Raw genomic sequence first — 22160 nt, forward strand, 5'->3', positions numbered from 1 at the left:
AGGGGGAAACATGAAATCGCTGGTCAAGGGGCTCCTGTCCACCGTGGTCGTCATTGGTGCGTTGGTGGCGGTGGTGCCCGGCGCCACGGCGGCGGGGTGCACGACGACGGTCGGCGTCAACAACGTGTTCGCCCACGAGGGGTCGAACGGCGGGAGCACGCTGATGACGTTCACCGTCTCGGCGACCACGACGACCGGGTGCGACGCCAACGGGTCGGTGGCCTGGAAGACCCTCGACGGGACGGCCACAGTCCCGGGCGGCGACTACGCGGCGGGCGACGGGGTCTTGTACTGGACCGGCCAGTCGGTCGCCAAGACAGTCACCGTGGAGGTGTTCCGCGACGTCGCCCCCGAGGACGACGAGAACTTCACCGTCGTGCTGTCGAACCCCGTCGGCGTGACGATCGATCGCAGTCGGGATGTCGGCATCGGCATCGTCGGCGATGACGACGGCCGCGTGTGGGGTCCGGTCGTGGTCGACATCCAGGGCGGGAAGGTCTGCTGGACCCCGCACGCCTGCAAGGTCACCGTCAGCATCAACGCCGTCGCGAACGCGCCCGTCACCGTGAGCGTCTCGACCGTCGACGGGACCGCCAAGGCCGGGGTCGACTTCGTCGGGATCGATGCGGGCTTGGTGACCATCCCGGCGGGCAAGAACGCGGCGGCGGTGACCGTGCAGCTCCTGCCCGACGAGCGCGGCGAGCGCGTCGAGGAGTTCGGGCTCGTGATCAGCGACCCGTCCACGGGCACGATCGGCAACCCCAAGTCGACCGTGACGGTCATTCCGCAGCAGTGAGCGCCTCGGCCTCGGCCGTCGCGTTCGCCTGCTGGTAGAGCCGGACGGCTCGGGACCGGTGGTCGGCGGCGGCGGCCGGGTCGCCGGTCCGGGCGGCGAGGTCGGCGAGGTCGCGGTGTAGGTGGGCTTCCTCGAAGTGGTCGGGGACCCGGGCTCGGACGGTGCCGGCGAGTTCGAGGTGGTGGCGGGCGGCGGTGAGGTCGCCCGCCAGCAGGTGGGTGCGGCCGAGTTGGTTGAGGACCGACGCTTCGCTGTGTCGGTCGCCGACGTCGCGGGTGATGGCCAGGGCTTGGCGGAAGTGGTCCACGGCGGCGGGGAAGTCCTTGCGTGCCAGGTGAACCAGGCCCGCGTCGAGCAGGGTCTCCCATTCCAGCCAGCGGTCGCCGATGTCCCGGCTGATCGCGACGGCCGAGTCGAAGTGGTGCAGTGCCAGGGTGAAGTCCTCGCGTTGCAGGTATGCCTCGCCGAGGGTGTCCAGGGTGTTGGCCTCCAGCCTGGCGATACCCAGGTCGCGAAAAGCCTTGAGGGCGGCCGAAAGCGGCGGCACACTCAGCTCCGCCTTGCCCATTCGGATGTAGGTGTGGCCGAGATTTCGCCTGGACAGCGCCAATCCCAGCTCGTTGCCCGCCTCGGCGCACCGGTCGACGGCCTGCTGGTGGGCGGTGATGGCGTCGTCGAAGCGGCGCAGTTCGGCGTAGGCGTTGGCGATGTTGTTGTGGATGTGGCCTTCGCCAGCCAGGTCGCCCGCGCGCCGGACGACGGCCAGGGCGCGGGTGTTGGTGTCCAGCGCGTCCTGGAGCCTGCGGGTCATGAAGAACGCGACCCCCAGCGCGCGCAGCATTTCGCTCTCGGCCCGGGGATCGCCGAGGTCGGCCGCCGCGGCGGCACCCTGGCGGCACAGGTCGATCCGCTCGTGCCAGTGGCCGGTGGCCTCGTAGAAGCTGGTCAGCAGGTAGGTCAGCTCCCAGGCGTGCGCGAGCCGCCCGGTCTCGCGGGCGTGCTGCACCACCGGCAGGAAGTTGTCCCGCTCGGCGTCGAGGAACGCGAGGGCGGCGTGCTGGTCGTCCTCGAACGGGACGATCGCGTCCGGGAAGCGGATGGTCGGGGTGACCACGTCCCGGGCCGGGTTGACGAGCTGGTTCGCTCGGTGCGCGATCAGCAGGTACCAGTCGAACAGCCGCTCGCCGACGTCGGCAGGCTCGTCCGGGGTCGCGCACTGGCGCGCGAAAACCCTTGTCAGGTCATGGAAGCGGTACCGGTCCGCGCCGACGGCGGTGACCAGGTGGGCGATGGACAGCTCGTCGAGCGCGTGGCCGCCGACCGACCGGTCGACCCCGCACACCGCGGCGCCGAGGTGGGTGCTGAACGTCGGACCCGGGTGCAGGCCGAGCCTGCGGAACAGCGTGGCAGGCTGCGCGGCCAGCGGGTGGTAGGCGCTGGCAAGTACCGCGCGCACGGTTCTGGCGTCACCCTCCACGGCCAGGCTGTCGAGCCTGCCCGCGGTGCTGTCCAGTTCCGCGGCGAACTCGGCGATCGGCCGCTTCGGGTGTCCGACCAGCCGGGCCGCGGCGATCCGCAGCGCCAGCGGCATCCCGCCGCACAGCCGGGCCAGCCAGGCCGCCGGATCGGCTTCCCGTTCGACCCGGTCGACGCCCAACACGCTGCCCAACAAGGAGATCGCGGCGTCGTGGGTGAGCGCGTCGACCGCGATCACCCGCAGCGCGTGCCGGGTGGACAGCGCGGCGAGGCTGCTGCGGCTGGTCACCACCAGCAGGTTCCGTCCACTTGGGACCAACGGGAGGACGTCGTCGGCGCGGCCGACGTTGTCCACCACGATGAGGAACCGCCTGCCGCTGACCAGAGTCCGGTAGAGCGCGGACTTCTCCTGCGGTGAGGTCGGCATCCGGTCGTCTGGCACGTCGAGGCTGTGCAGGATGTGGGTGAGGGCGTCGTCGCCGGACAGCGCGGACTTCGGATCGTGGCCGCGCAGGTCGAGGAACAGGTGCCCGTCCGGGAAGGCGCGGGTCGCCTGGTGCGCCCACTGGATGGCGAGCGAGGTCTTCCCCATGCCCGCCGGGCCACAGATCACCGCGATCGGCAGGTCGTCCTCGGTGGCCAGCAGGGTGTCCAGCGCCCGGATCTCGTCGTCGCGGCCGGTGAAGTGGCCGACCCGCGCCGGAAGCTGCGCGGGCACGATGGCGGTGGACGCCGTGGTGATCGGGACGGCGGGCGGTGCGTCCAAAGTGGAGTCACGACGCAGGATCGCGGTGTGCAGTTCGGACACCTCGGGGCCAGGGTCGACGCCGAGCTGGTCGGCGAGAGTGCGCCGAAGTCGTTGGTAGGCGGCCAAAGCCTCGGCCTGCCGACCCGCCCGGTAGAGCGCGAGCATGTAGATCCCGGTGAGCCGCTCGCGGGTCGGGTGCTCGGCCTGGAGACCCGACACGGCGTTGAGCACCTCGTGCTGCCTGCCGATCCAGACCTCGACGTCGAACAGTTCCTCCAAAGTGGACAGTCGAAGTTCGTGCAGCCGGTCGACCTCGCCCGCCGCCCAGCCCTCGACCGGCGCGTCGGCCAGCGCGTCGCCGCGCCACAGGGCGACCGCCGCGCGGAGTTCGGCCGCCGCGTCGTCGAGCGAACCGCCCGCGCGCAGTGTGCGGGCGCGCTCGACCCGCTCGGTGAACAGGTGCGCGTCGACCGACGACCGCGCCGCGGTCAGCACGTATCCGGGCTCCCGGGTGACCAGCATCGGCGGCAGCCCGCACGCCGCGAGCGCCTGCCGGATGCGGGCGACGTGGCTGTGCAGCGTCTTCACGGCGGTACGCGGCGGGTCCTCGCCCCAGAGCGCGTCGACCAGTCGGGTGAACGGCAGCATCGTGCCCGGATGCAGGGCGAGCGCGGCGAGCACGGCCCGCTGCCTGCCGCCGAGCAGCGCGGCCGGTCCGGCCGGGCCGACGACCTCGATCGGTCCGAGAACGCGCAGGTCGGGTAAGCCTTGCTCGATCATCCGCACTCCCGGCCGTGTGGTCACCGTGAGCTTAGGGCACCCCCTCACAACCCAACCGCAACCGGTCCGCAGCCGGGCCGCTGTCTGCTGACGACATTCGACGAGCGGGCGAGGGGTCCGCTCGACACAGCAGAGGGAGCAGTCCGATGTCGATCACCACCTCCGGGCGCAGCAGGGGCGTCGTCGCCGTCGCCGCGCTGGCCGCGGTGTGCCTGACGGCGGGCCTGGTGCAGGCCCAGGCCGTCGCGCAGGAGCCGCCGCGCCCGTCCGATTTCATCGAGTACCCGCCGCCGCCCCCGGTGGATTCCCTGCGGGACACCCCCGCCCTGGCCACCATCGCCCAGGACGCCACCGACACGTTCAAGTACGCCATGGCGGTCGTGGCCGCCAACCAGGACCCGGCCGCCTACCGGGAAGGCACCGTGGAGGCCGACCTGGCCGCCGCGTTCGCCGCCGCGCCGGAAGGCGTCCGGGACAAGGCGAAGGCGGAGTCGACCCGGCTGCTCGACTCGAAGGACTCGGTCGCCCGCGAGTTCGGCAAGTCGGCCGCGCTCACCCCGGCCGAGTTCGCCCGGCTCGGCTTCGACGGCGCGTTCGACAAGGTCGCGGTGAACCGGGACGGGCTGCGGGTGGACATCCAGTCCATCGCCGACCGCATCGAGCGGGAGTCGCGGGCCGAGGACACCGCGCATATGCAGTACCTCAAGGCCAGTGGCATCCCGCCGCAGCAGTGGGCCGCCCTGCCCAAGGTCACCGACCTGCGGCTGCGGCTGGAGAAGGTCAAGTGTGTCGAGGAGACCGACATCAACTGGCCCGGCTCCGACGAGATCGCGATGGGCGGCGTCAGCGTCGACAACGACGGCACCACCAAGAAGGTCTCCCGGTTCGTCGTGCCCGCCTACGACGGCTTCGACCAGGGCGAGTCGTTCGTCTACGCCGCGCCCGGCAAGTCCTATGTGCACTTCCCGATCGAGCCCGGCGCGTACCCGCGCAAGTACGTGATGGCCATGATGATGGTCGAGGAGGACAACGGCGGCTTCGCGGACATGCTCAACACGGCCTGGGCGAAGGTCAAGGACAAGGTGCAGCAGGCGATCGCGCAGGCCGTCGCGGGCGCGACGAGCGCGTTCATCGGCCCGGCCCTCGCCGAGGCGCTGGGCCAGATCGTGGCCTGGCTGGTGACCAGCTTCGTCGGCTGGATCATCTCGCTGTTCTACGACGACCTGTTCAAGCCGGTGACGGTCTCGGTGAAGCTGCCGTCGGTGTGGGCCTACAAGTACGACAACGGGGTCACCTCGGGCTGGGACAACTGGCGCACGGGCACCCACACGTCGACCTTCTACCAGGACACCGGCGACTGGAGCGCGGACGGCATCTACAAGGCGAACATCCACTGGGAGCTGAAGACGACCTGACCAGTGCGAGGTGAGCCGCCCGGGTGGACCTTGGTCCGCCCGGGCAGCTCACTGCTCACGGCACCGTCCCCGGCAGCAGCGGCCGTAGGGCGGTGCACCGCCACGTCCCGCCCACCAGCTCGACCCGCCCCGCGACCGACATCCCGCGCCACCCGTCCGGCCTGCACGTGGCCCACACCCGCACCGACGCGCACAGCTCCACCGCCCCCGGCCCCACCCGACAGGTGTGCAGCGACAGCAGCCGGTGCCTGCTGCCCCCGGACACCCGGACGCGGGTCAGCATCGCCTCGTACACCGGGGCGTCCATCGCGCCGCGGAGCTGGGCGAGCGGGCGGCGCCCGTCGAGGGCCTCCAGGAGCAGTGTCATCAACCGCCACAGCGCGTTCCGGGCGGCGCCCGGCTCGTCGCGCACCGGGGCGTCCGCGCGCGTCCACGACAGCTCGACCACCCGCCGCTCCGGCCGCGGCGCGGGCGTCGACCACGGCGGCTCGTGTTCCCCCAGCACCGGCGGCTCGTACTCCGGCAGCGTGCTCAACAGCACCATGTGTCCCCCCTGGTTCCGACTCACGGAACTGAGCGGGCCGCGGGCCGGATGGGGACGGCTGCCAACTCATGGGGTGAATCCGATGCGAAACCCGGCAGGATCGACAGCGGTGGTGTACGAGACGCCGCGAATCCACAATGGACGAACTGGAGTCCCGCTATGCGGCTGAACCCCGCCGGACCAGTTCGAAGCACAGCACCGCGGCCGCGCTGGCCACGTTGAGCGACTCCACCCCGCCCGCCATCGGGATCGACACCCACCGGTTGACGTGCGGGCGCACGCCCGCGCTGACGCCATCGGACTCACTGCCCAGCACGAACGCCACCCGATCGGGCAGTTCCGCCGTGAACACCGACCGCCGGGCGCCCGCGTCCATGCCGTAGAGCGGATAGCCCGCCGCCCGCAGGTCGGCCGCCGCCTCCTCGGCCGTGGCGCAGCGCAGCACGGGTGCGCTGAACGCCACACCGGCCGAGGCCTTCACCACCATCGGGTCGATCGTGGCGACGCCGCGGCGCGGGACCACGATGCCGCCGATCCCGGCGGCGGTCGCCGTGCGCAGGATCATGCCCACGTTCGCGGGCGTGGTGATGCCGTCGAGCAGCAGCACACTGCGCGGCGCCGACTTGCCCGCGAGCGCGTCGGCGAGCCTGCGCATCCGCGGCGCGACGACGTCGGCGAGCACGCCCTGGTCCTGCTTTCCGTTGCCCGCCAACACTTTCACCCGATGCGGGGTGGCCCGCTGGACCGGCACGCCGCGGCCGCGGGCGGCATCGATGATCTCCCGCGCGGCGACGCCGTGCGCGTTGTCGGCGAGCACGACCTTGTCCACCGACAGCCGCTCGTCGGCCAGCGCCTCCAGCACCGGCTTGCGGCCGTAGACGGTGACGAATCGGTCCTTGGGTGACAGGTCGTGAGACACAGCACGCAGCATCGCACGCCGCTGTGTGGACATCACTGCCTCAGCACCGCTGTGTCGACATCACCATGTGTCAGGATCGGCCCATGCCTGACCGTCTGTCCGCCCTCGACGCCTCCTTTCTGTACCTGGAGGACCAGTCGACGCCGATGCACGTCGGCGGGGTGGCGGTGTTCCGCAGGCCCAAGTCCGGCTTCGCCTACGCCCAGCTCGTCTCGCTGATCGAACAGCGGCTGCCGCTGGTGCCGCGCTACCGGCAGAAGGTCGTCGAGGTGCCCGGGCACCTGGCCCGCCCGGTCTGGGTGGACGACCCCGGCTTCGACGTCGCCTACCACGTGCGCCGCTCGGCGCTGCCCCGCCCGGGCAGCGACGAGCAGTTGTTCGACCTGGTCGGGCGGCTGCTGGCGCGCCCGCTCGACCAGACCCGCCCGCTGTGGGAGGCGTACCTGGTCGAGGGCCTGGCCCGCGGGCACGTCGCCCTGGTCACCAAGACCCACCAGGCGCTGGTCGACGGCATCCGCACGATCGACTTCGGCCAGGTCATCCTGGACGCCACCCCGCAGATCCCCGACTCGGCGCCCGACGACCCGTGGCTGCCCCGCCGGATGCCCGGCCCGTCCCGGTTGGTGCTCGACGCCGTCGCCGAGACGGTGCAGCGCCCGCGCGAGATCGTGGAGAACGTGCGCTCCGCGGTCACCGACGCCGTGGCGACCACGCAGAAGCTCGCCGGGCTCGTCGGCACCCTGGTGTCCGCGATCGGCATCGCCGCCAGCCCGGCGCCCGCGGGCCCGCTCAACGCCGCCGTCAGCAAGGCCCGCCTGTTCGCCGTCGCCCGGGCCCGGCTGGACGACCTGCGCGGCGTCCGCGCGGTCCACGGCGGCACCGTGCACGACGTGGTGCTGGCCGTCGTCGCGGGTGGGCTGCGCTCGTGGCTGCTGTCCCGGGGCGAGCAGGTCACCTCGTCCACTGTGGTGCGCGCGCTGGTGCCGCTGGCCGTGCGCGACGACGACGCCGACGGGACGGTGCCGGGGATGCTCGGCAACAAGGTGACCGCGCAGCTCGTCGACCTGCCGGTGGGGGAGCCGAACGCGTTCGTGCGGCTGCAACACATCAGCCACGCCATGCACGCGCACAACGACTCCGTGCGCTCGGTGGCCGCCACGGCGCTGCTGCGCGTCGGCGGGTTCGCCCCGCCCACGCTGCACTCGCTTGGCGCGCGGGCGGCGGCGTCGTTCTCCCAGCGGATCTTCAACCTGGTGGTCACCAACGTCCCCGGCCCGCAGATCCCGCTCTACGCGGGCAACGCGCGGATGACCGAGATGTTCCCGGTGATGCCGCTGGGCCGCAACCAGGCGCTGGCCATCGGGGTCACCTCCTACGACGGCGGGGTGTACTTCGGGCTGACCGGCGACCGGGCGGCCATGTCCGATGTGGACGTGCTGGCGAGGATGCTGGAAGAGTCGGTAGAGGAACTGTTGACGACCGTGAGAGCGTGATGATTTGAGGGTGTACGTACCGGCGACGGTGGTCATGCTGCGCGCGCTGAACGCCGACGGGGAGCTGTCCGCGATCGGCAACACCGCGTTCGCCCTGACCCCCGCGCTGCGCGAGTCCTACGCGACCGGCGGCGACGAGGAGTTGGAGTACGCGGCCATGCTCGACGCGGCCCGCGCGTCGCTGCGGCTGCTCAACACCGAGCTGATGAGCGAGTCCGACACGCTCATGCGCCGCGCCGTGGTCTCCGCCGACGTCGACGGCGCGCTGCTGCGCCCCGACCTGGACTACTCGGTGGTCAAGCTGGCGGGCCCGATCCCGCTCAAGGCGATCGCCGCGATCCACTTCGACACCGAGGAGGCCGAGGGCGCGGTCCAGGCCGCCGCCGCCGTGGTCGACGCCGCCGACCTGGGCGACCCGGACGCCGAATTCACCCTCGGCGACGCCGAGGACCACGACCTGGCCTGGTACGCCCCGCAGGAGTTGCCGTTCCTGCTGGAGCTGATGTAGGCCACCGGCCCGATCATCCGGTACATCCCATGACAGGATGTCGGCCCGGGGTGAGCGGCGGCCACGAGCGCGCTCACCCGCGCCGACGTCGAAGCCGAGTCACAGGGAGGCGAGCCACACGATGGACGCCGTTTCGTCCGTTCCCGAGCCGATCAACGAGCCGATCCGCTCCTATGCCCCCGGGTCCGCCGAGCGCGACTCGCTCCAGGCGCGGATCGCCGAGTTGGAGTCCGAGCAGGCCGAACTCACCATGACCATCGGCGGTGCGCAGCGGATGGCCGGGGGCCCGCTGGTCGACGTGGTCCAGCCGCACGACCACCGGCACGTCCTCGGTGTCACCGCCCAGGCCACCACCCGCGACGTGGCCGACGCGGTCGCCGCCGCGAAGAAGGCCGCCCCCGGCTGGCGCGAGCTGCCCTTCGACGAGCGCGCCGCCGTGCTGCTGCGCGCCGCCGACCTGCTCGCCGGGCCGTCGCGGGCCACGCTCAACGCCGCCACCATCCTCGGCCAGTCGAAGTCCGCGCAGCAGGCCGAGATCGACGCGGCCTGCGAGCTGATCGACTTCTGGCGCTACAACGTCGCCTTCGCCCGCAGGCTGCTCCAGGAGCAGCCGGAGTCGGCGCCGGGCATGTGGAACCGGTTCGACCACCGCCCCCTCGACGGCTTCGTCACCGCGATCACCCCGTTCAACTTCACCGCCATCGCGGGCAACCTGCCCACCGCGCCCGCGCTGATGGGCAACACCGTGGTGTGGAAGCCGTCGCCGACGCAGGCGCTGGCCGCGCACCACACCATGCGGCTGCTGGAGGCCGCCGGGTTGCCCCCCGGTGTGATCAACCTGGTCACCGGGGACGGCGCCGCGCTCAGCGAGGTCGCGCTCACCGACCCGGACTTCGCCGGGCTGCACTTCACCGGCTCCACCAGGACGTTCAAGAACCTGTGGCGGCTCATCGGGGACAACCTCGACACCTACCGGTCCTACCCGCGCATCGTGGGGGAGACCGGTGGCAAGGACTTCGTTGTCGCGCACCCGTCGGCCGACGCGGACGCCGTGGTCACCGGGCTGGTGCGCGGCGCGTTCGAGTACCAGGGACAGAAGTGCTCCGCCGCGTCACGCGCCTACATCGCGCGGTCGCTGTGGGAGGGCGGGGTGCGCGAGCAGCTTGTCGACACGGTGAATTCGCTGTCCTACGGCGACGTCACCGACTTCGCGCATTTCGGTGGGGCCGTCATCGATTCCCGCGCCTTCGCCAAGCATTCCGAAGCCCTGTCGGCGGCGGCGGCGAATTCGTCCATCGAGGTACTGGCAGGCGGGACCGCCGACGATTCCGTGGGCTACTTCGTGCAGCCGACGGTGCTGCTGGGCAGCGACCCGCTGCAGGACGTGTTCACCACCGAGTACTTCGGCCCGATTCTCGCCGTGCACGTCTATGACGACGCCGAATACGCGAAGGTGCTGGAGCTGGTCGACTCGTCGTCGCCCTACGCGCTGACCGGCGCGGTGTTCGCCACCGACCGGGCCGCCGTCGAGCAGGCGCACCGGGCGCTGCGGTTCGCGGCGGGCAACTTCTACGTCAACGACAAGCCGACCGGTGCCGTCGTCGGCCAACAGCCCTTCGGCGGCAGCCGGGCGTCGGGCACCAACGACAAGGCGGGCTCGATCTACAACCTGCAGCGCTGGGTGAGCCCCCGGTCGATCAAGGAGACCTTCGTCCCCGCGACCGACCACCGCTACCCGCACATGGGCTGACGCACTCCCGGGACATGTCCTCTGTGGACATGTCCCGGGGAGCGTCGCGGGGTCAGCCGCCGGGGAATTCGGCGACCTCGGCCGCCGGGGGAGCCTTGATCTCCACGGCCTTGCCCCAGTCGCTGTAGTCGGCCTGGATCTTGGCGTTCTGGCCTGCGGCCGGGACCTCGGTGATGAAGCGGACCGGCAGGCTGTCGCCGTCGACCCAGACCTCGATCGGGATGGTTTTCACGCCCGACTTCTGCAGCTCGGCGATGGCCGCCTTGTCCATGCCGAGGTCCTTGTCCTTCAGCTTGGCCACGTCGACCACGATCGAGTAGTGCGTGGTCGCCTTGCCGTCGATCTGGTCGGCCTTGACCGACTTGATCTCGCCGCTCTCGGTGAGCTGCGCCAGCATCTTGCGCGGGTCGGTGTCCTTGACCGAGTCGAACGAGTTGCCCAGCGGGTTGGTGCCGCCCAGGTCCAGCTTGAGCCACGGCTTGCCGGGCTCCAGCTCCTGCCCGGTCTTGAGGTAGAGGGCGTTGTCCACGAACAGGACGGTGATCTCGCCCTGGGGCGTGGCCATCGTCATCCGCATCGCGGTGTCCTCGCCCGCGAAGCTGAAGTCGCCCTGGCCCTCCAGGGTCTCCCCGCCCACCCCGCCGGTGAACGTCATGTGCGCGCTCTTGGCGCTGTTGCTCTTCTGCGCGACCGCGTCGCTGAGCGACTTGAGGCTGTCGAAGCCCGCCTGGCCGCCCGCCTTTGCCTCGGTGTTCGTGCCGCCGCCGGTCGGGGCGGAGTTGTCGGCCGAGGTGCACGCGGTCAGCGTCACAGCGGCCAACGCCGCACCGCAGACCAGCAGTTTCGTGCTACGCATGAAGCGATGTCCCCCTTGAAAGTGAAGTGTCCCGTCGAACCTAATTGACGTGTGGCGACCCCCGGCGGTTGCCCCCCGGCTCACTCCGGGTGCTCGTCGACACCGGCCTTCGAGCCCAGCAGCCTGCGCAGGGACGCCAGCCTGCCGGGGGTGGCCTCGCCGTCGGCGACAACCGAGTCGAGCACGCAGTCCGGGTCCTCCGGCGCGCCGAGGTGGCCGCAGCCCGGCGGACACTCCTCGGCGGGCGCCACGAACTCCTCGAACGCCGCCACGATGTCGTTCGGCTTGATGTGCGCCAGCCCGAACGACCGGATGCCGGGGGTGTCGATCACCCAGCCGCCGCCGGGCAGCGGCAGCGCGACCGCCGTGGTCGAGGTGTGCCTGCCCTTGCCGACCGCGCTGACCACGCCGATGGCCCGCGCGGCGTCCGGCACCAGCCGGTTCACCAGGGTCGACTTGCCCACCCCGGAGTGCCCGACCAGCGCGGACACCCGGTCGGTGAGCCAACTGTGCAGGTCGGCGGGGTCCTCGTCGTGCCGCGTGACCACGACCGGCAGATCCAGCTCGGCATACCCGGCGAGCAGCTCGCTCGGGTCGGCCAGGTCGGCCTTGGTCAGGCACAGCACCGGGGCCAGCCCGCCCGCGAAAGCCGCGACCAGACACCTGTCGATGAACCCGGTGCGCGGCGGCGGGTCGGCCAGCGCGCACACGATGAGCAACTGCTCGGCGTTGGCCACCACGACCCGCTCGAACGGGTCGGTGTCGTCGGCGGTACGCCGCAGCACGCTGTCGCGCTCGGCGACCCGGACGATGCGGGCCAGGGTGTCGTGCGCGCCCGAGGTGTCGCCGACAAGGTCCACCGAGTCGCCGATGACGACAGACGTGCGGCCCATCTCGCGGGCCCGCATCGCGACCACGAGGTGGCCGGGGTCGCGGTCGACCGCGCACGTCCAGCGCCCTCGGTCCTTGCCGACGACCATCGCGGCGACCGCGTCGGCGTGCTCGGGGCGGCGCTTGCTGCGCGGCCGTGTGCCCCGACCTGGGCGTACCCGGACGTCGGTCTCGTCGAGCTTGCTCCAGTCGCCGCGCTTGCCCCGGCCGGTCACGTCAGTAGTCCCCGCCGAGGTCCCCGCCGAGCATTCGGGCCCACCGGTCCGGGAAGTCGGGCATCGTTTTCGCCGTCGTGCCGATGTCGTCCACGGAGACGTCGGCGACGACCAGGCCGATGATCGCGCCCGCCGTGGCCATCCGGTGGTCGGCGTACGCGCGCCAGGTGCCACCGTGCAACGCGGTGGGCCGGATCTCCAGGCCGTCGCGGGTCTCCTCGGCGTCACCGCCGAGCCCGGTGATCTCGGCGGTGAGCGCGGCCAGCCGGTCGGTCTCGTGGCCGCGCAGGTGCGCGATGCCGCGCAGGTGCGAGGGCCCGTCGGCCAGCGCGGCGAGCGCCGCCACGGTCGGGGTCAGCTCGCCGACCTCGTGCAGGTCGATGTCGATGCCCGCGAGCCGCTCGGGCCCGCGCACGGTCAGCGCGCCATCGGTGAGGGTCACCGCGCAGCCCATCCGGCTCAGGATGTCGCGGATAGCGTCGCCGGGCTGGGTGGTGCTCGACGGCCACCCGGTCACCGTGACCTCGCCGCCGGTCACCGCGGCGGCGGCCAGGAACGGGGTGGCATTGGACAGGTCCGGCTCGATCACCCAGTCGCGCGCGGCGACCGGGCCCGGCTCGACCCGCCACGTGTTCGGCTCGGCGTCGTCCACGGCCACGCCCGCGTCGCGCAGCATGGCCACCGTCATCTCGATGTGCGGCATGGAGGGAACGGGTTTGCCGTCGTGGTGCACGGTCAGTCCCTTGTCGTACCGGGCGCCCGACAGCAGCAGCCCGGAGACGAACTGCGAGGAGGCGGAGGCGTCGACGGTCACCGTGCCGCCCGCGATGGCACCCGTGCCCACCAGCGTGAACGGCAACGCGCCGCCCTCGACCACCGCGCCGACCGCGCGCAGCGCGTCGAGCACCGTGCCCATCGGCCGCTCCCGCGCGCGCGGGTCGCCGTCGAACCGGATCTCCCCGTCGGCCAGCACCGCGGCGGGCGGAACGAACCGCATGACGGTGCCCGCCAGCCCGCAGTCGACCGCGGCCGGGCCGCGGAAGCCCGGGTGCCCGCCGACCCGGACCGTGGTGGCGTCGACCTCGACCGGGACGCCCAGCGCGCGCAGCGCGTCGATCATCAGGTCGGCGTCGCGGCCCTGGAGCGCGCCGGTGAGGGTGCTCTCCCGCCCGCTCAGCGCGGCCAGCACCAGCGCCCGGTTGGTGATCGACTTCGAGCCGGGGATCGCCACGGTGGCGGCAACCGGGGTCCATGCTCGGGGGGCTGGCCAGGGCTGCGGCATGGGTCAATCCTCCCGCACCTGGCGATTCGCCCGGTTACCGGCTCGCCACTGTCGGCCCGGCGTGCCACGATTCGGGCAGTGATCGGCTCGGACAGTGATCGGGAGGTGGACACCTTGTGCGGCAGGTACGCGGCCACGAAGGACCCGGCGACGCTGGCGGCCGAGTTCGACGCCGTCGACCTCACCGAGGACGCGCCCCGGGCCGACTACAACGTCGCGCCGACCAAGAGCGTGGTCGCGATCGTGCAGCGACATCCGCGCGACGCCGAGGGCGACGTCGACGAGAGCACCACTGAGCGCTCCCTGCGGGTGATGAAGTGGGGCCTGGTCCCGGCCTGGGCCAAGGACGCGTCGATCGGCTCGCGGATGATCAACGCGCGGTCGGAGAGCGCGGCCGAGAAGCCGGCGTTCAAGACCTCGCTGGCCCGCCGCCGCTGCATCCTGCCCGCCGACGGCTGGTACGAGTGGCGCCGCGACGGCAAGGTCAAGCAGCCGTTCTACACCACCCCCCAGGACGGCTCCAGCCTGGCGATGGCGGGCCTGTGGTCCGCCTGGCACGACAAGGCCGACTCCGCCGCGCCGGTGCTGATCACCTGCTCCGTGCTGACCACCGACGCGATCGGCCCGCTCAGCGAGATCCACCACCGGATGCCCCTGCTGCTCGGCCCGGACGCCTGGTCGAGGTGGCTCGACCCGGACAGCCAGGACGTCGCCGAGCTGCTGGCGCCGCCGTCCGCGGAGCTGGTCGCGGCCTTGGAGCTGCGCCCGGTGACCACGGCGGTCAACAGCGTCCGCAACAACGGCCCCGAGCTACTCGCCCGCTACGAGCCCGTCCCCGATGTGGCCGAGCCCGACTTGTTCTCGGTCGAGGCGACGTGAGCACCGCGGAGATCGACACGCCGCACGGCTTGGCCCGTGCCGAGCTGCACTGTGCCCCGGAGGGCCGCGCCGGACTGCTGCTCGGGCACGGCGCGGGCGGCGGCATCGGCGCCCCCGACCTCGTCGCCGCCACCCGCGGCGCCACGGCGGCGGGCGTGCACGTCGCGCTGGTCGAGCAGCCCTACCGGGTCGCGGGCCGCCGCGCCCCGGCCCCCGCCCGCCAGCTCGACGCCGCCTGGCTCGCGGTCGCCGACCACCTCGCGTCCCTCTGGTTCGACGGCCTGCCGCTGGTGTTCGGCGGCCGCTCGTCCGGGGCCAGGGTGGCCTGCCGCACGGCACTGGACGGCGAGGCGGTCGGCGTGGTCTGCCTGGCCTTCCCCGTGCACCCGCCCGGCAAGCCGGAGAAGACCCGGCAGTACGAACTCGACGCCGTCGCCGTCCCGACCCTGGTCGTGCAGGGCGAGAGCGACCCGTTCGGGCAGCCGCAGCCCGCCCACCACCGCGACATCGTCACCGTGCCCGGCGACCACTCCCTGCGGCGCGAACTCCCGGTGATCTCCCGCACCATCGAGGAATGGCTCGACCGCATCCTGCGCCCCCTCGACTGACCGCGCTTGTCATGGCCATTTTCGTACGGTCTTTGCCGGGGTAATAGTGCGGCTGTGCGCGGCGATCCATTCGCATGTCTCGGCGTTCACCGAACACGTCGCGGCGAAGTCGTCGGCCAGCGCGGGCGTCAATTCGTTCTCCTCGATCGCCCGCTTGACCTGGGTGGTCAGCGTCACCAGTTGCTCCAGGTCGCCAAGGACGAACGGAACACCCTGGGGCATAGGGCATTTCGCGCAGCAGGCGGGTTTGTTCGACGCCAGGGCGTCGATGACGCTGATATTCACGATTTCTCCAACATCGTAGGCGTGACCGGCCGACCGGGCGGCGACCTTTCCGTGTCGACAGGCACTGCCTGCTGGGCCGGTGTGCGGAACGGGGGATCCGTCGAAACCGAGGAAACACCCGGTCGGGCGACACCGCAATACTTCAGGCCGAATTTCCGGTAAAAATACTCCTATGCGGTGATTCTGTTTCACGCCGGGCGCATTGAGTCTTTCGTATCGGGTGTAAGATCCCTTCGTAACGAGTGAGGTGTTGGATGTCTGTAGAGGTCGGCACGACGGGGTCGACGGTCCCGCGTCGCCAACTCGGCCGGTTCCTGCGCGACTTGCGCGGCCAGGCGCGGATGACCGTTCGGGCGGCAGCCAAGGAACTGGAGTGGTCCGAGGCCAAGATGTGGCGCATCGAGACTGGTCAAACCTCGCTGCGCAGCCTCGATGTCCAAGCCATGTGCGTGCTCTACGGCGCACCAGTGGAAGCTACGACAGCCTTGATGGCACTCGCCAAGGAGACCAAGGCGCGCGGCTGGTGGATGAGCTACAGCGACGTCATCCCCGAGGGATTCGATATCTACCTCGGACTTGAGGAAGCCGCCGCACAGTTGCGGTGGTACGAGTCTGAAGTCGTACCGGGCATCCTTCAGACGGAGAGCTACGCGCGTATATTGATCCAGACGGACAATCCGGGCGTTCGCGTTGACGAGATCGATCGACGCGTGCAGGTACGGATGGGGCGACAGGCACTGCTCTCCAGGAGGGCTAGGCCGCTGAAGGTGAATGTCGTCCTGAACGAGGCGATCCTGCACCGCCCTGTAGGTGGCACTGCGGTGATGGCCGAACAGCTTCGGCAGCTCATCAAGGTGGGGCAGTACAGCAACGTTTCGCTGCGAGTCGTGCCCTACCAGGTCGGCCTGCACTATGGGGTTATGTCCGGTCCGTTCGTCAAGCTGGAGTTTCCGACTACCGGGAATGGTCAGCCTACCGAGCCATCTACGGTCTATGTTGACACCTTCACTGGGGCACTCTTCTTGGAGAAACCACACGAGATCGAGCGGTATTCTGAAGCCTTTTCAAGCATGTGGAACACTTCCCTTGATGAGGCGGATTCCATGAATTGTATTGTTGCGGCAGCAAAGGAGATGGAATGATGGATAACGGACAATTGCCTGGCGCCATGTGGTTCAAGAGCAGTAAGAGTAATGGTCAGGCCAACTGTGTGGAGGTAGCCTTCGTGGCAGGTCGTCACGTGGCAACGCGGGACAGCAAGCAGGCTGGGAGCGGTCCCGTTCTGTTCTTCGGCACCCGGCAGTGGTATGCATTCATTCGTGGCGCGAGTTCCTGCTGAGTTGATCACCGCTGGCGGCCGATTTCGGTGTGGCAGATCACCGACCGTATCGAGGTCGAACACCATCGGTTGACCGAGCCACCCGGTTGGGCGCTTACCGGACGAGGGCATTCCACGAAACGATCGAGTCGTTACCGTGGTGTCGTGACTGGCGTCCGGTGACAGCAGGACCAACGATGATCTGGGCGCGCTATTTGCCGATAGCGGACCGCTCTGGGTCGTTCGTTTCCGACGAATCATTACGAGTCTGAGCTTGTGCCAGGGCTGCTCCAGACCGAGCGCTACGCTCGCACCTTGATCCAGACGGACAACCCGGGTGTTGACCCCGAGAAGATCGAGCGGCGCGTGCGGGTTCGCCTGGCACGTCAGGCGCTGCTGTCCCGGAGAATCCGGCCGATGGCGCTGAAAATCGTGCTCAACGAGGCCATCCTGCGTCGCCCGGTCGGCGGCTCCGCCATTATGGCGGAGCAGCTTCGGCGACTCTTCGAAATAGCTCAACTTGGCAATGTCTCGCTCCGCGTCATGCCCTACTCGGCCGGTCTTCACTACGGTGTCATGTCGGGTCCGTTTGTCAAGCTGGACTTCCCGAGAACCGGGAGCGGTGAGCCCACCGAACCGCCGACGATCTACGTAGAAAGCTTCACCGGAGCGCTATTTCTGGAAAAGCCTCATGAGATCCAGCGATACACCGCAGCCTTCACGAGCATATGGAACGCATCACTCAGTGAGGTGGACTCCCTGAGGTACATCGCAAGCGCGGAAAGGGAGATGGGAAATGAGCACCATGCGATTGGCCAACGTCACGTGGGTCAAGAGTAGCCGTAGCAACGGGCAGGCGGAGTGTGTTGAGGTCGCCTTCCTTGACGAACACCAGGTGGCAACGCGGGACAGCAAGCAGGCCGAGAGCGGTCCCGTCCTGTTCTTCGGCACCCGGCAGTGGTACGCATTCATTCGTGGCGCGAGTTTCTGCTGAGTTGATCGCAGTCCCACCGCCTTTGCGTTTCCGGACAATCTGGTTGGGGCGCGGCGCCGTCACGCCCAACAGGAAGCCCGGCTTGGGCTGGGGGGTGTGTTGTCCACGTTGTCGGTGACCTGGATGAATCACCCACAGCAGGAGGCAGACCACGCCTACAAACCGCGCCAGCTCGCGCTCGCGGTTAGTTGCGGGTTGACGGTTCCTCGGACGCTGGTCACCAATGACGCGGACGCGGTGCGCCGGTTCGATGCGAGTAACCGGCATGGCACGATCGTCAAGGTGTTCGGCGCGAACGTGCTGTTCGAGGATGGGCACCGCAAGGTTGCCCACACACGCTGGTTGAACACTGCCGACCTTGACGACTTGGCCGGGGTCGAGCTGACCGCGCACCGCGCGCGTACATAGACTGGCGCGCGAACTATGACGCGCTGCATTACAGCAGGCCTGAGATTCCGGCCGACGTGACACGATCGGTGCGTGACTTCATGACCGTAGCCGGTCTCACGTTCTCGGCATTGGACTTCGTCATTACCCCGGATGATCAGTGGGTCTTTCTGGAATCCAACTCGGGCGGACAATTCGGTTGGTTGCGCGGGACGCTCGGTAGTGCGGTCAGCGACGCGATTGCCCACCTTCTGGCGCAGGAGGTACCGGCATCGTGATCGACGAGGACTGGAAATCACGGGCTGTCCGGCTGGCAAGCCAGTTGGCCGAGTCCGGCGCGTTGCGCAGTCCGCAGTGGCGGGCGGCTGTAGCGGGCGTGCCGCGCCACCTCCTGGTCGAGGTGTTCTACACCCAGAACAGCGACGGCACCTGGACCGGCCAGGACAGCAGCGGCGACAGCGGTGCGTACCTCGACGCGGTTTACTCCGACCAGACACTGGTGACCGCGCTCGCCGAGTACCACGCGCGATGGGGTGTCGGGCACATCGCGGTGTCCAGCTCGACCGCGCCCGGACTCATGGTGTCCATGCTGGAAGCACTCGACGTCCGCGACGGCGACACGGTGCTGGAGATCGGCACCGGCTCCGGCTACAACGCCGCGCTCTTGGCCCACGCGCTCGGCGCGGGCAATGTGTACTCGGTGGACATCGACGCCGACCTGGTCGAGCGGGCCGCTGCCCGGCTCGCGCGGATCGGCTACCGGCCCACCCTGGTCGCCCACGATGGCGCGGAAGGGTTGGCGCGACACGCTCCGTACGACGGGATCCTGGCCACCTGCTCCGTACCCGCGATCCCACGGGCATGGATCGAACAGACCCGCTGCGGCGGGACGATCCTGACGGACCTGAAAGTCGGGGGGATGGAAGGCAACCTCGTGCGGTTGCGACGTGACGGTGACGGCGCGTCCGGCCGATTCCTGCCCGACTGGGCCGGATTCATGACTATGCGCCACGGCAACGAACGCAACGACACCGAGCGGCCCAGCCAACCTCATCGAATACGAGCGGACGCCACACCTCGGCGGTCGACGGCGCCCGCCGAGCCGTGGACGCAGCCCGTGCCGTGGTTCCTCGCGCAGTTCACCATGCCGGCCAACCTCACCTACGGGCAGAACATCGATGACGAAACCGGTGAGCCTGGCGACATTTTCTTGTCGGCCCCGAACGGATCATGGTGCGAAGTCGGCCTCGACACCGACCGGGACGGCACCCGCCACGTGGTCGAGCACGGACCGACACCGCTGTGGCGGCTGTGGGAGTCAGCGCACGGGCAGTGGCGCACGCTCGGTCAACCAGCCTGGCCAAGGTTCGGGCTCACCGTTCACGCGGACGACGGGCACACGGTATGGCTCGACGAGCCCGCAGGCGATCAACAATGGCACCTCGCCCGCTGACCATCCGTGCCCGTTCCCACCCGCCGTGGTGGGGGGCCTTCAGGAGTTCAGTGGCGGCGTCAGGGCTCGACCGCGACCCCGTCCATTCAAGGACGATTCCCACTCGCCGCTACCGTCCTGGTGTCGATCGCCGCCGGATCGTCCGGGACACCGCGGCGAGCACCCGTGATCGTCGGGTCGCAGGGAACGAGGCGTAAGTGCGCGATCCGGTCGAGACCGGTGTGGGGTGGTCGGGCTGGTCGACTTCCTCGACCAGGCGAGACGGCAGGTTGGTCTCGATCTCGGTGCCGGAGTCCCACCGGATGAGGTAGAGGTGCACGCCACCGGGGGCAACCGCGATCAGCTCGCCGACGACGCCCTCGTCCCCGGCACAGAGGTCCGGCAAGTCGTCAGCGCCCGGGGGGCGGGTGCTCCCGGCGCGGACTCTGGCCTGGTATGCCGTGGTGGTGAGCCGTGGCTGGGTCGACCCGCACCACCGGACGCGTCGGCCGGTCATAGGGGTCGCGCTCGGCCCTTCCACAAGGTCATGATGGCTCACTGCGCGCACTCCGCCAAGGCGAACGTGCGCTCGGGGCCGGTCTCGCTGTAGTCGAACGGCGCAGTGCCGTTCGGCCCGATCCCGGCGATCCGAACCGCAGTGCGGTAGATCTCCTCCTGGCACGGGACGCTTACCGAGACGCCGATTTCGGTGGCGTCTGGGATGTCTGTGCGAATCTTCCCGCGCCGAACACGCTTTGATGCTCGTGCCTGTGCTGCACTGGGCGGCTGTAACCCAGGGCAACACCGCTACCACGACAAAGACCACCACCCACGACCACCGATTGCCGTCCGAGATCGGATGACTCCGCTGCGTCATAGTGGCCATAGTCCAGCGTTCGCAAGCCCGATATCAAGGGTCGGCGGTTGAGGATCTCGAAATCGCCGGACAGCGGAATGAGGGCCGCGGGGCGGGCGTTGAAGGGCACGTGCTGACCGAGCAGATCCACGAGTCCAAGCGCCCCAGGTCGCGCCCCGCGCGGGCCGCGGTGCCAAGCCGCCCCGGCGACGGCCGCGTAAGCTCGGGGTCGCCGTATGCGCATCTGGTGGTGGGTGCGCGAGGAGCCGAAGGGAGCCCGGTGCCCCGCACCGAAGCCCAGTCCGACAGCGAGACGCCGGAGAGCGCCGAGCAGCGCGCGGAGCGGTTCGAGCGCGACGCCATGCCCATGCTGGACCAGCTCTACTCGGCCGCCCTGCGCATGACGCGCAACCCGGCCGACGCCGAGGACCTGGTGCAGGAGACCTACCTCAAGGCGTACGCCGCGTTCGCCTCGTTCTCCGCGGGCACCAACCTCAAGGCGTGGCTCTACCGCATCCTCACCAACACCTACATCAACGGCTACCGCAAGCGGCAGCGGCAGCCCCTGCAGTCGCCGACTGACGAGATCACCGACTGGCAGCTCGCCAAGGCCGAGAACCACACCTCGGTCGGTCTGCGCTCGGCCGAGGTCGAGGCGATGGACGCGCTGCCAGACGACGACGTCAAGCAGGCGCTGCAGCAGCTCCCCGAGGACTTCCGGCTCGCGGTGTACCTGGCCGACGTCGAGGGCTTCGCCTACAAGGAGATCGCCGAGATCATGGGCACGCCCATCGGCACCGTGATGTCCAGGCTGCACCGCGGCAGGCGCCAGTTGCGCGACCTGCTGGCGGGCGTGGCCCGCGAGCGGGGGTTCCTGCGCTCGGTGAAACAGGAGGTGGCGGGATCGTGAGCTGCGGCAACCACCACGAGACCGACTGCTCGGACGTCCTCAACGAGGTCTGGCTCTTCCTCGACCAGGAGTGCGACCCGACGCGGCGCAGCGTCCTGGCCAGGCACCTCGACGAGTGCAGCCCGTGCCTGGAGCGCTACGGCATCGAGGAGCACCTGAAGATCCTGCTGGCCCGCAAGTGCGGCGGCGACCACGCCACGGACGAGTTCCGGGAGCGGCTGCGGGCCTCGATCCGGCAGACCGTGATCGACCACGGCGGGGTGTCCGTCGAGGTCGCGGGCGCCGCCGCCGAAGCCCGCCGCGAGGACTGACCCCAGCACGAACCGAGGCCCCGGCAGCGGGTGCCGGGGCCTCGGTGTCGTCCATGAGCGGTGCTCAGGAGTTGGGGCGCTTACCGTGGTTCGCGCCACCCTTCTTGCGGCCACGACGCTTGCGGGTGCGCTTCGACATCGGTGTCTCCTCCTGCGTTGGCTTGGCGCGCGGGCAGGGCCGACGCGCGCCGTCACCCCCGATTTTGCCATGCCGGAGTTGCGCGGCTCGCCAGGGGCGAGACGTGGTTGGATTGAACCGAGTACAACTCGCGTCGAGGAGGATCGTTCGATGGCCCACGAGATCCACGCCGAGATGGTCGCCAACGTGCTGACGGTGGTCGCGCACGAAGGTCAGACCCTTGCCGAGGGCGACACGGTGGTGATCCTGGAATCGATGAAGATGGAGATCCCGGTCCTGACCGAGTCCGACGGCAGGCTGACCAAGCTCGCGGTCAAGGCGGGCGACGTCGTCCAGGAGCACGACCTGATCGCCGTCGTCGAATAGTC

General features: G+C 69.9%; 26 protein-coding genes. 17 read left to right on the forward strand and 9 right to left on the reverse strand.

The window, feature by feature from the left end:
* Positions 1-10: 10 nt before the first annotated feature.
* Positions 11-796: a Calx-beta domain-containing protein gene (locus ACT4N7_RS16175; protein WP_444829558.1), complete on the forward strand. Its 786-nt coding sequence runs from the start codon at positions 11-13 to the stop codon at positions 794-796.
* On the opposite strand, the gene ACT4N7_RS16180 is transcribed toward ACT4N7_RS16175, so the two are convergent.
* On the reverse strand, positions 780-3800 hold the full coding sequence (locus ACT4N7_RS16180; RefSeq protein ID WP_444829559.1) for a BTAD domain-containing putative transcriptional regulator: 3021 nt from the start codon (positions 3798-3800) through the stop codon (positions 780-782). The two genes, ACT4N7_RS16175 and ACT4N7_RS16180, sit on opposite strands and share 17 nt — an antisense overlap.
* A gap of 146 nt (positions 3801-3946) precedes the next feature.
* Here ACT4N7_RS16180 and ACT4N7_RS16185 point away from each other — a divergent pair, with 146 nt between their 5' ends.
* Positions 3947-5215 (forward strand): hypothetical protein, encoded by a 1269-nt coding sequence (locus ACT4N7_RS16185; protein WP_444829560.1) that lies wholly within the window; start codon positions 3947-3949, stop codon positions 5213-5215.
* A gap of 55 nt (positions 5216-5270) precedes the next feature.
* On the opposite strand, the gene ACT4N7_RS16190 is transcribed toward ACT4N7_RS16185, so the two are convergent.
* Both ACT4N7_RS16190 and ACT4N7_RS16195 read right to left on the reverse strand, forming a co-directional pair.
* Entirely contained in the window at positions 5271-5759 is a 489-nt protein-coding gene (locus ACT4N7_RS16190; protein WP_444829561.1) for an Rv3235 family protein, read from the reverse strand.
* A 157-nt stretch (positions 5760-5916) separates the two neighbouring features.
* Positions 5917-6678 (reverse strand): TrmH family RNA methyltransferase, encoded by a 762-nt coding sequence (locus tag ACT4N7_RS16195; RefSeq protein ID WP_444829562.1) that lies wholly within the window; start codon positions 6676-6678, stop codon positions 5917-5919.
* Positions 6679-6761: 83 nt separating this feature from the next.
* On the opposite strand from ACT4N7_RS16195, the gene ACT4N7_RS16200 reads away from it, so the two are divergent.
* From ACT4N7_RS16200 to pruA, 3 genes are all read left to right on the forward strand, one after another.
* Positions 6762-8171, forward strand: a complete 1410-nt coding sequence (locus ACT4N7_RS16200; RefSeq protein WP_444829563.1) for a WS/DGAT/MGAT family O-acyltransferase — start codon at positions 6762-6764, stop codon at positions 8169-8171.
* A 4-nt stretch (positions 8172-8175) separates the two neighbouring features.
* Positions 8176-8679, forward strand: a complete 504-nt coding sequence (locus ACT4N7_RS16205; protein WP_444829564.1) for a DUF6912 family protein — start codon at positions 8176-8178, stop codon at positions 8677-8679.
* A 121-nt stretch (positions 8680-8800) separates the two neighbouring features.
* Entirely contained in the window at positions 8801-10429 is a 1629-nt protein-coding gene (pruA, locus tag ACT4N7_RS16210; RefSeq protein WP_444829565.1) for an L-glutamate gamma-semialdehyde dehydrogenase, read from the forward strand.
* A 52-nt stretch (positions 10430-10481) separates the two neighbouring features.
* Here pruA and ACT4N7_RS16215 read toward each other — a convergent pair whose 3' ends face one another.
* The 3 genes from ACT4N7_RS16215 to aroA form a co-directional block, all read right to left on the reverse strand.
* The gene (locus ACT4N7_RS16215) at positions 10482-11285 is read right to left on the reverse strand and encodes a hypothetical protein (protein WP_444829566.1); all 804 of its coding nucleotides are present in this window, start codon (positions 11283-11285) and stop codon (positions 10482-10484) included.
* An 80-nt stretch (positions 11286-11365) separates the two neighbouring features.
* On the reverse strand, positions 11366-12391 hold the full coding sequence (gene rsgA, locus ACT4N7_RS16220) for a ribosome small subunit-dependent GTPase A (protein WP_444829567.1): 1026 nt from the start codon (positions 12389-12391) through the stop codon (positions 11366-11368).
* A 1-nt stretch (position 12392) separates the two neighbouring features.
* Positions 12393-13673, reverse strand: coding sequence for a 3-phosphoshikimate 1-carboxyvinyltransferase (aroA, locus tag ACT4N7_RS16225; RefSeq protein ID WP_444829568.1), 1281 nt, complete (start codon positions 13671-13673; stop codon positions 12393-12395).
* Positions 13674-13787: 114 nt separating this feature from the next.
* Here aroA and ACT4N7_RS16230 point away from each other — a divergent pair, with 114 nt between their 5' ends.
* Both ACT4N7_RS16230 and ACT4N7_RS16235 read left to right on the forward strand, forming a co-directional pair.
* Entirely contained in the window at positions 13788-14552 is a 765-nt protein-coding gene (locus ACT4N7_RS16230) for an SOS response-associated peptidase (RefSeq protein ID WP_444829586.1), read from the forward strand.
* On the forward strand, positions 14549-15160 hold the full coding sequence (locus tag ACT4N7_RS16235) for an alpha/beta hydrolase family protein (protein ID WP_444829569.1): 612 nt from the start codon (positions 14549-14551) through the stop codon (positions 15158-15160). The genes ACT4N7_RS16230 and ACT4N7_RS16235 overlap by 4 nt, the downstream gene beginning before the upstream one ends.
* Before the next feature lie 9 nt (positions 15161-15169).
* Here the strand turns inward: ACT4N7_RS16235 and ACT4N7_RS16240 are convergent, their stop codons facing one another.
* Positions 15170-15445 (reverse strand): hypothetical protein, encoded by a 276-nt coding sequence (locus ACT4N7_RS16240; RefSeq protein ID WP_444829570.1) that lies wholly within the window; start codon positions 15443-15445, stop codon positions 15170-15172.
* 254 nt (positions 15446-15699) lie between these two features.
* Between ACT4N7_RS16240 and ACT4N7_RS16245 the strand changes: the two genes are divergently transcribed.
* The 7 genes from ACT4N7_RS16245 (at position 15700) to ACT4N7_RS16275 (ending at position 19597) form a co-directional block, all read left to right on the forward strand.
* Positions 15700-16587 carry a helix-turn-helix domain-containing protein gene (locus ACT4N7_RS16245; RefSeq protein ID WP_444829571.1) on the forward strand — a complete coding sequence of 296 codons (888 nt, stop codon included), beginning with the start codon at positions 15700-15702 and terminating at the stop codon, positions 16585-16587.
* Between the two features lie 26 nt (positions 16588-16613).
* Entirely contained in the window at positions 16614-16784 is a 171-nt protein-coding gene (locus ACT4N7_RS16250; protein ID WP_444829587.1) for a DUF397 domain-containing protein, read from the forward strand.
* A gap of 213 nt (positions 16785-16997) precedes the next feature.
* Positions 16998-17603 carry a DUF5753 domain-containing protein gene (locus ACT4N7_RS16255; protein ID WP_444829588.1) on the forward strand — a complete coding sequence of 202 codons (606 nt, stop codon included), beginning with the start codon at positions 16998-17000 and terminating at the stop codon, positions 17601-17603.
* Positions 17569-17757 carry a DUF397 domain-containing protein gene (locus ACT4N7_RS16260; protein WP_444829589.1) on the forward strand — a complete coding sequence of 63 codons (189 nt, stop codon included), beginning with the start codon at positions 17569-17571 and terminating at the stop codon, positions 17755-17757. Before ACT4N7_RS16255 ends, ACT4N7_RS16260 begins: the two co-directional genes overlap by 35 nt.
* 96 nt (positions 17758-17853) lie before the next feature.
* A complete protein-coding gene (locus ACT4N7_RS16265; RefSeq protein WP_444829572.1) occupies positions 17854-18165 on the forward strand; it encodes a hypothetical protein in 312 nt (103 codons plus the stop codon).
* 68 nt (positions 18166-18233) lie between these two features.
* Positions 18234-18422 carry a hypothetical protein gene (locus tag ACT4N7_RS16270; RefSeq protein WP_444829573.1) on the forward strand — a complete coding sequence of 63 codons (189 nt, stop codon included), beginning with the start codon at positions 18234-18236 and terminating at the stop codon, positions 18420-18422.
* On the forward strand, positions 18419-19597 hold the full coding sequence (locus ACT4N7_RS16275) for a methyltransferase domain-containing protein (RefSeq protein WP_444829574.1): 1179 nt from the start codon (positions 18419-18421) through the stop codon (positions 19595-19597). The genes ACT4N7_RS16270 and ACT4N7_RS16275 overlap by 4 nt, the downstream gene beginning before the upstream one ends.
* Before the next feature lie 109 nt (positions 19598-19706).
* Here the strand turns inward: ACT4N7_RS16275 and ACT4N7_RS16280 are convergent, their stop codons facing one another.
* The gene (locus ACT4N7_RS16280) at positions 19707-20093 is read right to left on the reverse strand and encodes a hypothetical protein (RefSeq protein ID WP_444829575.1); all 387 of its coding nucleotides are present in this window, start codon (positions 20091-20093) and stop codon (positions 19707-19709) included.
* Between the two features lie 619 nt (positions 20094-20712).
* On the opposite strand from ACT4N7_RS16280, the gene ACT4N7_RS16285 reads away from it, so the two are divergent.
* Complete coding sequence (locus tag ACT4N7_RS16285) at positions 20713-21342, forward strand: sigma-70 family RNA polymerase sigma factor (RefSeq protein ID WP_444829576.1); 630 nt, start codon at positions 20713-20715, stop codon at positions 21340-21342.
* Positions 21339-21653, forward strand: a complete 315-nt coding sequence (gene rsrA, locus ACT4N7_RS16290) for a mycothiol system anti-sigma-R factor (RefSeq protein ID WP_444829577.1) — start codon at positions 21339-21341, stop codon at positions 21651-21653. The genes ACT4N7_RS16285 and rsrA overlap by 4 nt, the downstream gene beginning before the upstream one ends.
* Before the next feature lie 64 nt (positions 21654-21717).
* Here the strand turns inward: rsrA and ACT4N7_RS16295 are convergent, their stop codons facing one another.
* Complete coding sequence (locus tag ACT4N7_RS16295) at positions 21718-21792, reverse strand: 50S ribosomal protein bL37 (RefSeq protein WP_444829590.1); 75 nt, start codon at positions 21790-21792, stop codon at positions 21718-21720.
* Positions 21793-21942: 150 nt separating this feature from the next.
* On the opposite strand from ACT4N7_RS16295, the gene ACT4N7_RS16300 reads away from it, so the two are divergent.
* Positions 21943-22158, forward strand: coding sequence for a biotin/lipoyl-binding carrier protein (locus tag ACT4N7_RS16300; RefSeq protein ID WP_444829578.1), 216 nt, complete (start codon positions 21943-21945; stop codon positions 22156-22158).
* Positions 22159-22160: the final 2 nt, after the last annotated feature.

This window comes from Actinokineospora sp., assembly GCF_052390155.1.
Classification (GTDB): Bacteria; Actinomycetota; Actinomycetes; order Mycobacteriales; family Pseudonocardiaceae; genus Actinokineospora.